16 protein-coding genes and 1 rRNA gene are annotated in these 14997 nt (G+C 41.4%); 9 read left to right on the top strand and 8 right to left on the bottom strand.

All coding sequences use genetic code 11. From position 1 onward, the window contains the following. Nucleotides 1-58 precede the first annotated feature (58 nt). A complete protein-coding gene (locus BI182_RS02555) occupies nucleotides 59-724 on the bottom strand; it encodes a hypothetical protein (protein ID WP_286805307.1) in 666 nt (221 codons plus the stop codon). Between the two features lie 183 nt (nucleotides 725-907). Next, a complete protein-coding gene (locus tag BI182_RS02560) occupies nucleotides 908-2464 on the bottom strand; it encodes a flotillin family protein (protein WP_286805308.1) in 1557 nt (518 codons plus the stop codon). 338 nt (nucleotides 2465-2802) lie between these two features. Here BI182_RS02560 and BI182_RS02565 point away from each other — a divergent pair, with 338 nt between their 5' ends. Further along, entirely contained in the window at nucleotides 2803-3978 is a 1176-nt protein-coding gene (locus BI182_RS02565; protein ID WP_286805309.1) for an NAD(P)-dependent malic enzyme, read from the top strand. A 187-nt stretch (nucleotides 3979-4165) separates the two neighbouring features. Here BI182_RS02565 and BI182_RS02570 read toward each other — a convergent pair whose 3' ends face one another. Then, complete coding sequence (locus BI182_RS02570; protein ID WP_286805311.1) at nucleotides 4166-5134, bottom strand: GIY-YIG nuclease family protein; 969 nt, start codon at nucleotides 5132-5134, stop codon at nucleotides 4166-4168. 193 nt (nucleotides 5135-5327) lie between these two features. On the opposite strand from BI182_RS02570, the gene BI182_RS02575 reads away from it, so the two are divergent. Continuing rightward, nucleotides 5328-5906, top strand: a complete 579-nt coding sequence (locus BI182_RS02575) for a TetR/AcrR family transcriptional regulator (RefSeq protein WP_286805314.1) — start codon at nucleotides 5328-5330, stop codon at nucleotides 5904-5906. 13 nt (nucleotides 5907-5919) lie between these two features. Continuing rightward, nucleotides 5920-6162: a zinc ribbon domain-containing protein gene (locus BI182_RS02580; protein ID WP_286805316.1), complete on the top strand. Its 243-nt coding sequence runs from the start codon at nucleotides 5920-5922 to the stop codon at nucleotides 6160-6162. Nucleotides 6163-6240: 78 nt separating this feature from the next. Here the strand turns inward: BI182_RS02580 and BI182_RS02585 are convergent, their stop codons facing one another. From BI182_RS02585 to BI182_RS02595, 3 genes are read right to left on the bottom strand one after another with little or no spacing between them, the layout of a single operon-like run. Beyond that, entirely contained in the window at nucleotides 6241-7005 is a 765-nt protein-coding gene (locus BI182_RS02585) for a hypothetical protein (protein ID WP_286805319.1), read from the bottom strand. A gap of 4 nt (nucleotides 7006-7009) precedes the next feature. Beyond that, entirely contained in the window at nucleotides 7010-7864 is an 855-nt protein-coding gene (locus tag BI182_RS02590; RefSeq protein WP_286805320.1) for an ATP-binding cassette domain-containing protein, read from the bottom strand. Further along, nucleotides 7861-8229 carry a GntR family transcriptional regulator gene (locus BI182_RS02595; RefSeq protein ID WP_026396224.1) on the bottom strand — a complete coding sequence of 123 codons (369 nt, stop codon included), beginning with the start codon at nucleotides 8227-8229 and terminating at the stop codon, nucleotides 7861-7863. The genes BI182_RS02590 and BI182_RS02595 overlap by 4 nt, the downstream gene beginning before the upstream one ends. Before the next feature lie 254 nt (nucleotides 8230-8483). Between BI182_RS02595 and BI182_RS02600 the strand changes: the two genes are divergently transcribed. Both BI182_RS02600 and BI182_RS02605 read left to right on the top strand, forming a co-directional pair. Next, the gene (locus BI182_RS02600; RefSeq protein WP_286805327.1) at nucleotides 8484-8984 is read left to right on the top strand and encodes a leucine-rich repeat domain-containing protein; all 501 of its coding nucleotides are present in this window, start codon (nucleotides 8484-8486) and stop codon (nucleotides 8982-8984) included. A 259-nt stretch (nucleotides 8985-9243) separates the two neighbouring features. Beyond that, on the top strand, nucleotides 9244-9654 hold the full coding sequence (locus BI182_RS02605; protein WP_070369484.1) for a GlcG/HbpS family heme-binding protein: 411 nt from the start codon (nucleotides 9244-9246) through the stop codon (nucleotides 9652-9654). Between the two features lie 195 nt (nucleotides 9655-9849). Here the strand turns inward: BI182_RS02605 and BI182_RS02610 are convergent, their stop codons facing one another. Together BI182_RS02610 and BI182_RS02615 are read right to left on the bottom strand one after the other, a co-directional pair. Continuing rightward, nucleotides 9850-11205, bottom strand: coding sequence for a permease prefix domain 1-containing protein (locus tag BI182_RS02610; RefSeq protein ID WP_286805329.1), 1356 nt, complete (start codon nucleotides 11203-11205; stop codon nucleotides 9850-9852). Further along, nucleotides 11193-11555, bottom strand: a complete 363-nt coding sequence (locus BI182_RS02615) for a PadR family transcriptional regulator (protein WP_070369683.1) — start codon at nucleotides 11553-11555, stop codon at nucleotides 11193-11195. The genes BI182_RS02610 and BI182_RS02615 overlap by 13 nt, the downstream gene beginning before the upstream one ends. 213 nt (nucleotides 11556-11768) lie before the next feature. Between BI182_RS02615 and BI182_RS02620 the strand changes: the two genes are divergently transcribed. From BI182_RS02620 to BI182_RS02635, 4 genes are all read left to right on the top strand, one after another. After that, nucleotides 11769-12389: an NUDIX hydrolase gene (locus BI182_RS02620; RefSeq protein WP_084633412.1), complete on the top strand. Its 621-nt coding sequence runs from the start codon at nucleotides 11769-11771 to the stop codon at nucleotides 12387-12389. Between the two features lie 11 nt (nucleotides 12390-12400). Then, nucleotides 12401-13477 carry a hypothetical protein gene (locus BI182_RS02625; protein WP_250934598.1) on the top strand — a complete coding sequence of 359 codons (1077 nt, stop codon included), beginning with the start codon at nucleotides 12401-12403 and terminating at the stop codon, nucleotides 13475-13477. Between the two features lie 62 nt (nucleotides 13478-13539). Beyond that, nucleotides 13540-14457 carry a DMT family transporter gene (locus BI182_RS02630; protein ID WP_148637873.1) on the top strand — a complete coding sequence of 306 codons (918 nt, stop codon included), beginning with the start codon at nucleotides 13540-13542 and terminating at the stop codon, nucleotides 14455-14457. Between the two features lie 396 nt (nucleotides 14458-14853). Further along, nucleotides 14854-14997: ribosomal RNA gene (locus tag BI182_RS02635) — 16S ribosomal RNA — on the top strand; the annotation flags it as partial.

Raw genomic sequence — 14997 nt, forward strand, 5'->3', positions numbered from 1 at the left:
TTTTTGTGGCTCTAATTTTGCGCTGTTTTATGAAAGTCCCTGGCGCACTCAGATTAAATCACTTCCTCAAAAAATCCTGCTTATCTGCAGACATCGACTTGACCACCTCAACATCACTGGCCACATCAAAATACTGAGCATCATACAAACGGTTTAAATAATCCTGATAAAACTCAAGGAGTGGCGGAAAGGATGCGATGATTTCATTTCGGATTTTATTGATGTTTTCCACCGAATCATCCGGGGTGCGATCTAAGTCAAGGTAGGTGTTCAGCAGTTGAATGGCGGTTTCCGCATGATGACTGGCATATTGCGGAAAAACCTGAAGGTCTGGTTCTTTGTTTATTTTATCTCGAACTTTTGAAACAACCGCTTCCAGATCTTCGAGGATAACCTCCTGCGAATAGAGCGATTCCCGTCGTTTGGCAGTTTTTAATAAACCGATTAGTTTTTGAAGCCTTGCCTGTTCCGCAATGTTGCGATCCTGAAGTGTTGCTAAATTGGGATTTTCAGCCGCGTCAAACATCGCAAGATCCTGGGAAGGGGATTCGATAGTTGGGCGCTTGATTTTTTCTGGTGGTTCATGTTTTACCCGAAAAACGACATAGTAGATCACAAAAACGAATAGGATCATTAAAAATGCGCCCCCGAAAAAGAGCGACAATTGGGTGACCGATGAATTTTCTAAAGTAAACAGATTACTGAAAAAGGCTGAAGTGTTCATGATGGACAATACCCCCTGATATGAATTGATAAATCATTATTATGATAAAGTTAAATTACCCCATTAAGCAAGAAAAGCGCCAAAAGCAGGCGCTTTTCTTTTGAATTTTACTCGGTAGAAAAGGGAAGAACCCGACCAAAATGCGTCGATCTCAAATAGTCAAAATAAGCAAATACTGTAAAATTAGACTTCTTCGGGATCTTCGGTGCTGGTTTCAGAAGGGGCAGGTTGAAGCTGAGTGGCAAACTCGGTTATCAAATCCTGATTCTGTGGTTCGCTATTTTCAGCAGCAAGTGGTGTACTGACTGTTATCGTAGGGGTCTCAGTCGGTGTTGCCATTTTGCCGCCTAAAAATCCCGAAATCAACGACTGCAGATTAATGCCAGTGCTTTCGGAGATTCCTTCGGTCACTTGGGACATGGTATTGACGATGTCTTTGACCATTTTGGCAGAATTACCATCGCCATACATGGTAATGCGATCGACGTTGTTAAGTGGTGCAGCAACATTGCGGGCAACTTCGGGAAGGGCATTGAAGTACATTTCCATGATGGCGGCATCACTGAATTTCTTCATTGCCTCAGCTTTGGCATCAATTCCGGCAGCTTCAGCCAGTCCTTTGGCCTTGATGGCGGCAGCCTCGGCAAAACCTCTGGCTTCAATGGCAGCAGCTTCCTGTTCTTTGGCATAGCGATCAGCTTCGGCAGCCAATCGATTGGCTTCGGCATCTTTGGTGGCAATAAACAGCTTGGCTTCAGCATCTTTTTGTTTCTCAAATAATTCGGCTTCGGCTTTTTGGATACGCTGGTAGCGTTCAGCATCGGCAGTTTTATTGATTTCTGCTTTTAATCGTTGTTCGCGAACTTCAACTTCTTTGGCGGCCAACTCAATTTCTTTTACCTGTTTAATAATATTGGCTTCCTGGGTCTTTGTCTCAATTGTTTTTCGCTGTTCTTCCTGCTCGATTTGGTAGGCGGCGTCGGCCTGGGCCTTCGTCAGATCAGACTGACGTTTTAATTCGGCTTTGCGGATATCCAGATCGGTATTTTTCTGGGCAATTTCCAGATCGGCTTTAATTCTGGCATCGTTGGCAATTTTAGCAGCTTCTGATTCGGCAATCGCTACTTCTTTCTCGGCGTTGGCGCGGGCAATCGCAGCGCCTTTTTTGATCTGCGATTTGTTTTCGGTACCAAGATCTTCAATCACGCCAGCCTGATCACGGATTGACTGAATGTTGAAGGAAATTATTTCAAGACCCATCCGTTTAAGATCCGGAACAGCGTTTTCCTGCACCTTCTCAGAGAAGGATTTTCGGTCGGTCAACATATCTTTGAGGTCAAGTGAGCCAATGATTTCTCGGACATTTCCCTCAAGGACATCTTTAACCTGAGGAATGATTGAATCAGTTGATTGGTTCAAGAAATTCTCGGAAGCCAGTAAAATGGCCTCTGGTGACGAACCGATCTTGATCTTTACCGCGCCATCCACCATTACATCGATGAAGTTATTGGTTGGTACCGATTCCCCGGTTTTGACATCGACAGACATCATTTTGAGATCCAGTTTATCAACGCGTTCAAGAAAAGGAATCTTGATACCCGCTTTACCGATAATGACCCGCCGCTTGATACCCGATATGACATAGGCCGTATCGGGTGGCGCTTTGACGTAGCTCATCATTAGCAGGGAGATAACCAACAATACGACAACAACTGGGATAATCAGTGTGAAAATTGACATTTGTGCCTCCTGAGATAGGTGATTTTGAGATCAAACAAACAATCGTTGCTGTGAGAATTCATCAATCGCACCATTTGGCGAAAGAAGTTCATCAGGATGTGATCTCAATGAAATTATTATATAGTAGCTTGGATTCAAAGTCAAAGAACAAAAAACGATACAGTTTGTTATAATATTAAATGTTATAATCGGAGAAATGGTATAATAAACACAAAATGATAAGCATGACGGAGGAAATCAAGTGACAAAACCATCCGAATAAAACAAAAAATCAATTGAGAAAGAAAACAGATATCGATAAAAAGAAGAAATTATTGGTGAATAAAAAGGAGATTACAATGGGAATTCAGGAAGAAGCATTAAAGTTGCATGAAGAATGGAAGGGTAAGCTGAGTATTGACAGCAAGGTTCCGGTCAAAACAAAATACGATCTGTCAGTGGCCTATACTCCGGGGGTAGCGGAGCCCTGCCGCATGATCCATAAAAACAAGGAAGATGTGTACAAGTATACTGGAAAGGGCAATATGGTTGCAGTGGTTACCGACGGGTCGGCAGTCTTGGGGCTGGGCGATATTGGCCCGGAAGCCGCCCTGCCGGTGATGGAAGGAAAAGCGGTTTTGTTTAAGGAATTTGGCGGCGTGGATGCCTTCCCGATCTGTATACCGTCGAAAGATGTGGAAGTGATCATCAAGACGGTTAAGATGATTGAACCGGTTTTTGGTGGTATTAATCTGGAAGACATTGCCTCGCCCAGATGTGCAGAGATTGAAAGACGTTTAAAAAAGGAGCTGGACATTCCGGTTTTTCATGATGATCAGCATGGCACGGCAGTGGTGACGACGGCAGCGTTGATGAATGCATTAAAGGTTGTCGGTAAAAAATGGGACCAGGTAACCGTGGCCATGAGCGGCGCCGGAGCAGCCGGATCGGCGATTATCAAGATGCTTCTCAATATGGGGGTTAAGGATATCATCGCCTGTAGCAGCAAGGGTATCCTCTCAAAAGACGAACAGTACAGTAACTGGGTTCATCAGGAAATCGCTGAGATGACCAATAAGGATCACAAGAAAGGGACTCTTGCCGACGCCATCAGTGGCGCTGATATTTTTATCGGGGTTTCAGCACCGGGTATCGTCACGGAGCAAATGATTCAGACCATGGCTGAAAATGCTATTGTCCTGCCGATGGCCAATCCCGATCCGGAAATTGACCCTCAACTGGCCATTCAGGCCGGGGCCCGGGTGGTGGGAACCGGACGGTCGGATTATCCCAACCAGATTAATAATGTGCTGGCGTTTCCGGGTATTTTCAGAGGAGCATTGGATGCCAGAGCCAGTGACATCAACGAAGCGATGAAGGTTGCTGCGGCAAAAGCCATTGCTGACTTGATTGCGGAAGATGAATTAAGTGCTGACTATATTATTGTACCAGCCTTTGATCCCCGGGTAGGAAAAGCGGTGGCTGAGGCCGTATACCAGGCAGCAGTGGATTCGGGTGTTGCCAGACTGAAGTGAGGTTGGCACGGGAATTTATACGTTCGCATTAAATTTGTTTGTCTAAACTGAGTTACAAAAAAACAGGTGGTTAGAATGATCGGTTTCTCTGATCAAACATAACCACTTGTTTTTTATTGTGGAAAAGTAGAAACTTAACCCCTAACACATGTTTGGAAGTCTTAAGCACATTGAAATAGTGAGAGCGTCATAATATTTTTAGAATCCATTCTTCCGGCAAAGATTGAAGTTCTGAAAAGAGGATGTTCTGAAAATCAGTATTGGCTTTTTCGTCCCATTTGCAGGCAAATTTAGTTTTTGTCTTGAGGCCTTCATCGAAAAAGGTATCAATCTCAGCCGGTGTAAGTGTCGAAAAATATTTTTTCAGGATGATGTTACTTTTTGAAGCAAAAAAGAGTTTTTGGCCATCACGAACCGGTATCCGTATAAGGATATCGCTTGTTACAAGCTGTTTATAATCATGTAGAACATGATTAATATAAGTCAGTCCCGAGATAAGATCACGATAATGAGAAGCTCTTTCGTAATAAAACTGGGTAGCCTCTTTATTCATGCAGAGCGTCAATTGATTGATTAAACGCTGCATCTTTTTCTCATCTGAAAAAACCTGGCTTAAGGATTCCCGATTTTTGAAAAAATCTTCTGGACTCATGAACTCGGGCAGCGTGTGGTATTTAAAAGTGAAACGATTTGTATCTTGAACAATGGGAAAGAGATGCGTAAACACCTCAATCATTGTTTGAACCAATTGTTTTCTTCGAAAAGGTCCAAAAGTATCATCTTCTCGTTCCAGTACAATGGACAGCGCATGAGAGTGGCCTGGCTTGGCAAGTTTGAGATAAAAATAGCGCCGATCATTTTTCATTTGTGAATTGAAATAAGGCTTGAGCTCCTTGATCAACTGACATTCCAGCAGTCGGGCTTCTAAATGGGTATCGGTGACAATATAATCTACATCGTCAATAAAAAAGACCATTCGTTCAATCTTTGCTTGCTTGGGGGATTTAGTGAAATAGGATTGTACTCTTTTTTTCAGGCATTTGCTTTTTCCGACATAGATAATTTGACCAGTGGAATCCAACATCTTATAAATGCCTGGAAGTGCGGGTATCTGGTTTAATTTTTGCTTTAAATGGCTCATCGTTTCGGTTTCCATATCATTTTTATTTTAGTTATGGCTAAAAAATAGTTCATTTTTTTTACCTGCCTATACAATAACATAACAGCAGCTAATCTAACCTTGATCAGTTTAAACTTTTGAAGAAACTCAACAAAAAAAGTAAGTCCTTGACATCGTGGACAAAAACAATTACAATAAGTATAAAGTCAATGAGTTTGGAGTCAGTGAAATGAAAACGAAACGTCAAATCCAAAAAGAGGCAACCCGAAAATTGATTTTGGATACCGCCTACCAAGTGTATGCAGATGAAGGGTTTAGTGCTACGACCAACCAAATAGCCAGGGCGGCTAATCTTTCCCATGGTACCATCTTTGTTCATTTTCCAACGGTAGAGAATCTCATTATTTGCCTGCTTGAACGTTTTGGTTTAGAAATCAATGCGCAGTTTCACCTTCTCGCGGAAAAGGATGAAAGTCTGGAGACTTTTTTGGCGGCCCATATTAGTGTTCTGATCCGGTATGAAGATTTTTATAAACGGCTAATTTCCGAGATTAATGTTCTGCCTCAGGAAGCAAAGTATGTGTTCATAAATATCCAATCAGTGGTTTCATTTCATCTTAATCAGGTGATTGAGCGTGATCAGGAAAAAGAGACCATCAAAGAAATACCGATGCACATAGTCTTTAACAGTTGGTTAGGTTTGATACACTATTATCTGACCAATAGCTATCTTTTTGCAGCTGGGTCAGTGCTTACGGACCATAAAGATGAATTGATTTTGAACTATATAAAATTAATTAGAAAATAAAAGGAGGAAACAGATGAAAACATGTATAGCATGCGGAATGCCAATGAAGAAAGAAAGCGACTTTGCGATGGGTGACACCAGTAAGGAGTACTGTATCTATTGCGCAAAGGAAGATGGCTCGATGCAATCATTTGAAGAAAAAAAACAGAGTCTGGTAAATTTTACCATCAAAACCCAGGGACTTGACAAAGCTGTGGCAGAAAAGGCGGTGGAGAACATGATGCGTCAACTGCCGGCATGGAAAGCGTTTTTTTAGAAATACGAACGAAACGAATGAAAAAAGTAGCCGTGCTGGTCTCAGATAAAATGAACCATCACGACTACTTTTTATTGATTAATTCTTAATTCCGATTTTTCTAATCAGTACCCAGGTTGATCCAGTTGCGATAATACTAAAAATTAGCAAGGAGAACATGCCGATAAAGGGGTTATGGGCGGAAACACCCATGGCCATGTCTAAAAACTTCAGCAGGATGGTTGATATCTGGCCAGAGATGAACATATCAATGAGTGGCAAGACCACAAAGACGACGATATAAAAACCAACGATATAAGAGATTTTCTGTTTTTTATCCATCCGATAGAGGGCGACGGTAATAAAATAACCGAGGGCTTGCGCAGCAATAAAAAGCACCGTCAGAAAAAGAAAACTGATAAGATATTCAGATGGACCGCTAAATTGAATAGTTCCTGTGGATTGATAGATCATACTCAATAAACTGGAATAGGCAATGCCGCTTGATGGCGAATCAATTAACTTTCCAAGCGCCAATAGCAGCAGTGAAAACAAGGCCATCGTCACAGCCAATGTTACGGCGACGTAGATCCGATTCACAAATAAAGATTTTCGGGAGATACCGTTTTGCAGGGCAAACAGAAAATTTTCCTTAAAAGCGTTCAGGCCGCAAACGAATAGAAATACGGCGGGTGCCATATCGAGACCGGCTATTTGGCTGGATTGATTCGTCGTCAGGATATCCGATGAAAAGGTGATTTGCATCGGAACCAGCGCCATCACCGCCAGGATGACGGCACAGAAGATTAAAACAGCGTTTCGGTGATCCGCAAGCTGATATTTATAAATTGCATGTAGTTTCATTACGTTACTCCTCATTGGTTAGTTTGATAAATAATTTCTGTAAATCCAGGTTGGTTATCTCAATTCCATCAGGCACGGTACGCTTATCAAGAGATCCAATAATAGTGACGGTTTTTAATCCGCCCAGTACATCGGCGCCAATCACTTCCTTGTCGGCAATAAAGGCATCCACCTGTGTGATTGCGCCGGTAACCGAGTAACCCTTGCTTAATAAAGCTTCACAGGATTCGTTCACCAGAATTTCACCGTTTTTGATAATCATGACATACTCCAGCAGATTGGCGATTTCATCGATTAAATGGGTGGAAATAATCGCTGTGAATGGATTATCGCTATATTTCTCAATCAATAACCGGTAGAACATTTCCCGATGATTGGCATCCAGGCCCAAAACCGGTTCGTCAAACAAGACATAGGGGGTGTTAACCGAAAGGGCTATGATGATTTTAAAAATGGAAGTATAACCAGTCGACAACGAGCGGATTTTTTTCCTGGTGTTGAGTTTAAATTGCCCGGCTAAGTTGAGTGCATAGTCCAAATCAAAATCCTTGAAAAATTGTTTCGTCCACTTGAAGGCTTCATTACAGGTCATGCTCTCGGGATACAGATTTTTTTCTGACATCAGATAGAGCAGCCCCTGGGTCATATCATTTTCAACGCTTACCAGACCATCGATGGTAACTTGGCCGCTGTCGGCAAAGAGCCGATTGGTGATAATATTCAAAAGCGTCGATTTTCCAGCGCCGTTTCGACCCAATAGTCCATATATTTTGTGGGGCTCAAATGTCAGGCTCACCTGATTCAAAGCTAATGTGTCTCCAAATCCTTTTGTCACATCATTTATTTCTATTCCGTTCATTCCTGATAACCTCTTTCTACCATTCCCAATATTTCTTCATTGGTGATACCTAATTTTTTTGCTTCCTCGATGAGTTTTTTAATATAATGATCGAAGAATAATTCTTTGCGTTTGTCCCGCAGTTTTGAAACTGCACCGGGAGCGACAAACATCCCGACACCGCGTTTTTTAAAAATAATACCCTCATCAACCAATATCGAGATGCCTTTGAGCGCCGTGGCCGGATTGATTTTATAACTGACCGACAATTCAGTTATGGATGGAATCTGACCGCTTTCCTCAAACGCTCCGGTTAAGATGGCGTCTTCAATGCCATCGGCAATTTGAACAAAGATCGGCCGTTCATCTTCAAAATTTATTTGCAAAGGGATACCCCCTTTCGGAATATTGGTTAGTTAGTTGACTAACTAACAATAGTGCTATTGTAATGCAAGTTTGTTTGCTTGTCAATAGCAATTATAAATATGATTTAAAACGAACTGAGCATAAATATTTTATTCAAAACCGTTTTATGCTATACTCACAAAAGAATATAAATGCTTACCGCTTAATGATGTGAGTTGATTTGAATTTTATAGTGAGTGACAAATTTAAAAACGAATGAAGAGGAGCAAATTTTATGTATGAATATTATTACAAAAAGCAAGATTTTGGCATGTGTCTGACGGAGGCAAAAGGTGAGGGTGAAGAAGCGCTTATTCCTGCGGACAAAGATATATTAATTGTTGCCGATGACATTTTTAAAGGCCATAAAGAATTGGTGCGGGTTGAGTTTCCGGATACGGTTATCGAGATTGGTGGTTTTGTTTTTGATGGGTGTAAAAACCTGAAGCAGGTCAAACTACCAGCTAACCTTAGAGATTTTTGGCAATATGCCATGACCCGTTGTGGGATTGAAGACATCGAAATACCGGGAAGTGTGACCCGGATTGCTTCGTTTACCTTTAATCAGTGTGACCAACTAACAACGGTAAGAATCAATGAGGGAACCAGAAAAATTCTTTCCTGGGCATTTAAAGATTGTAATAATTTAATGGATGTCTATTTACCAGCGACCATCGAGGAAATCAGTGACAAGGCTTTTGAGGGCTGTCCGAAAGTTGTGTTACATCGAAAGTGATTAAAACGTGAACAAGTGTTAGTAAAACGAACGGTAATTTGCATATAAAATGAACATTTTTTAATGCATGATATCAAATTTATGGTAAAATATTGTTCTTTTTAGTTGGTACAAGAATTGCTCTATCTTAAGCGTGAGTATTCTTTATTTTAAGTGGCTTCTGATAATTAATGGTTTTTATGGGTATACTATGAGCATTCATGAGTTGAATCAGGAAAGCTAAAAAAAAGAATACTTACTAAGAAAGTGGAGGAAAAAAATGACAAAAACAGGGAAATTTTTAGACATGGCAAAGAAAATGGCAGAAGCGGCTGCTGAAAAAGCGATCCAAATTGATGTGCCTATGGTTATCGCAATTTGTGATGCAGGCGGAAACATGGTGTTATTTAACCGAATGGAAGATTCTTTATTGGCCAGCATGGACATTGCCACCAATAAAGCTTATACTGCTGTTGCTCTTAAAATGGGCACCGATCAGGCCGCAGAGTTGGCTAAAGAAGCCGGTCAACTTTTTGGTATTGCATCCTGTGACAAAGGCAGAATGGTCGTATTCGGGGGTGGTTTCCCAATCGTCGAAGACGGTAAGATCATCGGAGGAATCGGCGTCAGCGGCGGAAGCGTGGCTGAAGATATGACCGTTGCTCAAGCGGGATTGGATGCGCTGAAATAAGTCGGTAAATTGCTTAACTGATCCAGTTCATCGAAAAACGCGTGTTGCATTATGCTTGCAATTGTGCAGGTTTGATCCTGTTAAGTTAAAATGATAAGAAATAAATATTAATTTAAACTGACCAGCCATCCCATTCGGACAGGCTGGTCAGTTTTTTTAGTCATTGATTCAATTGAATCAGTGAGCTGCAGGTGGCTAATTAAAGCCAAAAACAATCGGGAAAATAAAGGCGACAATAGCCAACCAGATGGCATAAGCATAGAGATAGGATGTCTGCCAGTTTTCGATTTGGGTGAAATCAATTTTTTTAGCGAAAAAGCGGCCATAAAGCCAAGCCAAACCGGCCAGATTAATTAACAGAATCAGATTTTCGCCCAGTGCCGCCAGTTTGTTTGGGGTGATTCCAAAGGCGGATAAGCGCAAGAGGATGGCGGATAAGGCGACCGCATCGATAATCATTGCGACAACAATCAGGGCCAGATTCAGATAATCAAAGAGCTTGTTTTTGGCGTAGGGATTTCGGGCCGATATGGTGTAAAGAACCAATCCCAGAACCAATACCAGCATAAAGTCAAAGGCGATCAGGTAATCTCTTTCCATAAAAGGACTTTTCCCGGAAACGACCAGAACCAGCAGAAAGGCAAGCATGATAAACAGGAAAAGCGGACTGAATATTTTGGCCAGAATCGGAGCAAAATTTTCGACCACACTCTTCTTGGTCTCGACCAGATAGACGGTGATCATCGCCACCGCAGCGGCTCCATAGACAATCAAATAATTCTGAATAAACCAACTGGCATCAATTTGAATGGCAAAAAACATCGCCTGGGTAAACATCGCCAAAACGATAAGTCCACAAAAAATAAGGGTGCCATAGATTATGGCTTCACCGGTGAAACGAATAAAATTCATCCGTCCCTGGCTACTACGCCATTGTATACCGAGATAGGCAACCCCAGTGACGAGCCATAAAAATAATGGCAGATGCAGGGCGGTCAGTAACTCGGTACTATTTGGGGGATACGAAGGATAAGCGTTGATCAGGAGGGCTGCACCGGCAAAAATGCCTAAAATCGCAGTGACCATTTTTAAATTGGATTTGTTTTTATACAGAAAAAACAGAGCAATCAAGGGCAGAATGAAAAAACTCAAATTTTTAAAATAAAAAATTTGGTATTGGGGGTCATTGAAGCTATAACCGAAAAGCTCCGGAATTTTGAAAAAGGTGCCAGCCAGAAACGAGAACAGAATGACCAGCCCGATAGTGCGCTTGTTTTCGCTTGAAAAGCCGGTAGGTTCGGGTTCTAGCATCAATTGTTTCCAGAGGTTTTCGGTATTTACTTTGGAATATTCCCGGGAAACCGAATGGGTATCGCCAAAACGTTTGACACTGATTAAAAAGGCTTCTTCCGCTGATAATCCGGCGTGAATCAGATCTTCAATTTCATCGTGTAGATGGCTTTCCAATTCAATAATGTCCGTTTCCTTAAAATGCCCCTGACTTCGCAGGCAGTCACTCCAGGCGTGGATGTTTTTTTCTAAATCATACATGGCAAGCAGACCTCCTTGTTGATAATTTCAAACCAGGTTTTAGAGAGGGCAGTATGGATAATTTCCCATTGTTTCTTTTGTACTTCCAGTTCAACCAGTCCTTCCTCTTTAAGTTTATAATATTTTCGCTTCCGGCCACCATCAGAATTATTCCAATACGACTCGATAAAATTTTTTTCTTCAAGACGATGAAGAACCGGATAAAGCATTCCTTCGGACCAGACGAGTTCGTCTCCGGTTAATTCTTTAACCTTCTTGATAATCGCATAGCCATAGCTGTCATTCTCTTTTAAAATGGATAGAATAAAGGGGGTTGCCGAGGCGGCAATTAAATCCTTTGATACATTCATTAATAACCTCCTGAATACATAGATCTATTAGGTATGCTTGTATTATACATAGAACTTCTAGGTAATGCAAGTCTTTTTGCAATTGCGATTGTAACGGTTGATTTTCAAGGGTGCGATTCTATGTTAGAATAGAACGTATAAAATAAAAGAAGACGAATTGGTAGTGTTATAATAATCAAGCACAGTTTAAATAGAGTGTTGAGGTGGAATAAATTGGAACGAGAAGACTTTTACAACCGCCGCCCGGGAATGATTGGCGAACGAAATTTCAGTCAGTATGCGGTACTGGTGATTTTGGTGGATACTGCAACAGGGCCGGCATTACTTTTTGAAAAACGCTCTGCGACATTGAATCGTCAGCCAGGTGAAATCTGTTTTCCGGGTGGACGACTGGAAGAAGGTGAAACGCCCCAGGAAGCGGCAATCCGGGAAACCATGGAAGAATTGTTGGTGGATCGTGGGCAAATCGAAATACTGGGACCAGGAGATGTTTTTATTTCGCCATTTAATATGATGATCCATCCGTTTATTGCGATCCTAAGAGATTATAATTATGGTTTCAGTCATGAAGAAGTAGCCGATGTATTTACTGTACCAGTCCGATATTTTCAGGAGCATGCACCAAAAAAGTATTTTAATCATTTGAGTCACGAACAACCAAAGGATTTTCCCTATGAATGTATTCCTGGCGGAAAGAACTATCCCTGGGTTAAAGGTAGCTATGAGATAAATTTCTATTCTTATAAAGAGGATGTGATCTGGGGGATGACCGCAACGATTGTCGAGTCCACGGTGGAATTGATCGGGAAGTACCATTTGCTAACAAACGTGTAAGGAGAGATAAAATGAAGCTTACAAAATTGCTGACCAGTGTCATTGCGATGATGCTGACCTTTGCTTTTATTTACCAGTCCATGGTTAATGGAAGTCTGGACTTTTCAGCTCAAAATCCGGATATTTATGCCTATGGATGGTTGGCTGGGCTGTCTTTGTTGCTCATCGCCGGAACAATTGGGGTTGCATCAATAAATAATGAAGATCGTAAAATTTTGTTGACGGCCGCAAAATTTTATTTTGGATGTGCCATTGTTACGTTTCTGTTTGCAGGAAATGACAGTATGACGGCAGTTACGACTGTGTATGCGGTATTAGCGGGAATTGTGTTTCTGGTAAATGGCTTGATGACCAAGAATGAAGATGACATGGAATACGGTTGGGACGAGAAAAGATCCTGGGGCAAAAGGAAAGTTGAGATAAAAAAACAATCAAAAGACAAAGATGTCTGGGGAAATAGCAATATTCACGGGAAAACAAAAAAAGATAAAAAAATAAAGTCGCCTCGAAAGTCAGGGGTGTTTGCAATCATCTGGATCAGTATTGTTATTATTTCTGGGATCTTTTTTGGTGTTGCTTTTCTGATGGATGAAGAAGAAAGCCAGGATGATTATGACTACTCAGAGCAGATAAAAAGCGAAGAAACGCTGACCCAGGAGCCAGCCAGGATTTATGGTCCCGGCGAAACATGGACAGTTGACGGGGATTTTTCGTTGGCGTTTAAAGCCGCCAATGAGACAGACTATCGAAATGAGTATGCAGAAATAAATCCGGACCAGGTAGTGGTACTGACCTATGACTATACAAACATTGGCCATAAAAAAGATGTGATGGATTTATATATTTCATCAGTCAGCTTTTATGTGATCGATGAAAATGGCGAGATTGCAGAAACCTATCCAGTGACTGGAATGTCCTATCCTCAGGAAATTCCGATTGGGGCATCGAGTTTGGGATCTCAGGAAGCATTCGGGTTGAAAAACCCCAGTCAGGAAGTGATGGTTTATGTGGAGGTCTATGGGAATGACTATGTGCCCTATGAAGCCTTCTTTAAACTGCCGGTTCAACATTCGGTACCAACCGTTTAAATAAACACAGAAAATAGCGGCCAGGTACAGGTGGCAATAACAAAAAATGAAACGAGGAAATAATGAAGAAAATCTATCTCTATGTTTTTTTAACCGGAATGCTGTTCGGATCGATGGAAGTTGCGCTAAAAATTGGGGGAGCTACATTTAATCCCATTCAGCTGACTTTTATCCGCTTCTTAATTGGAGGACTTTTTCTGTTGCCCTTTGCGATCAGTGATCTCAAGAAAAAACAGATTAAACTCAGCACGAGTGACCTGGGGTATCTTTTTACACTGGGCTTAATCTGTATCTGCTTTAGCATGGTACTTTTTCAGATTGGCTTAATGGGGATTAACGCCAGTCTGGCAGCGCTAATATTCTCGATCAATCCGGTCTTTACGATGGTCTTTGCCCATTTTATCGTCCATGAAAAATTCACGAAAAAAAAGGCGATCGCCTTGACCATTAGTATCGTCGGTTTGATCATTGTGATGAACCCCCAAAAGTTCATCTCCGGTGAAAATAATATCTGGTTTTTATTAATGACTCTAGTGGCAGCGATTGCCTTTGGACTGTACACTGCCTATGGCAAAAAAAGAATTGGTGTAATCGGTGGTGTGGCTCAGAACAGTTTTAGTTTTCTGATGGGTTCGGCGGTATTATTGATTATTCTGATTGCGAGCGGCCAACCAGTTTTTCAAGGTGTTAGTCTGGGAACCGCACCATTGTTATTTTATTTGGGTGTCTGTGTGACGGGGATCGGCTATTACTTTTATCTAAAAACCGTTGAAGTCGCTGGCCCGTCGACAGCTTCAGTAGCGTTCTTCATTAAACCGATGGTTGCGCCGATTTTTGCACTGGTAATCCTGGGAGAAGCGATTACCTTAAATATCGGGGTTGGACTGATTTTTATATTGTTTGGATCCTTTATTAATCTCACTGATGGAGATAAACTGGTTAGGATGTTTCGGCTCGAAAAAGTCTTTTATAAACAGTAAAATAAAAGACATATTTTTTCAAAAACTTATTGACAAAGAGTTGAAAAGTCTTTATACTAACAAAGTCGTCAAAAACAGCGGCAACGAAAACACAGCAACATAGAAAACAACAAAAAAGAATTTCAAAAAAACAGCTTGACAATCACAGGAAACGACGATATAATAGAAAAGCTTCTTCAGTCGGAAACACTGAAAAAACGACGGAGTGGCAACGGTCATAGAAAAGAGAATAGTACCATAAAACCTGTAAAACAGCCAAAACATCCGCGAGGATGAATGCGGCTAAATAGAAACAGAGAGATGAACTCTATAAAACATTAACTCGGTAGAGTATAAAATACGCTTTATTCAAAATGAGACAGCATTTAAAAGCTTAACGGCTTTAAATACAAACTTTTTATTGAGAGTTTGATCCTGGCTCAGGACGAACGCTGGCGGTATGCTTAACACATGCAAGTCGAACGAGACGAGATGGAATGACCCTTCGGGGGAATGAAATCTTAGAAAGTGGCGAACGGGTGAGTAACGCGTGGGTAACCT

This window comes from Acetobacterium sp. MES1, from assembly GCF_002237635.1.
GTDB lineage: Bacteria > Bacillota > Clostridia > Eubacteriales > Eubacteriaceae > Acetobacterium > Acetobacterium wieringae.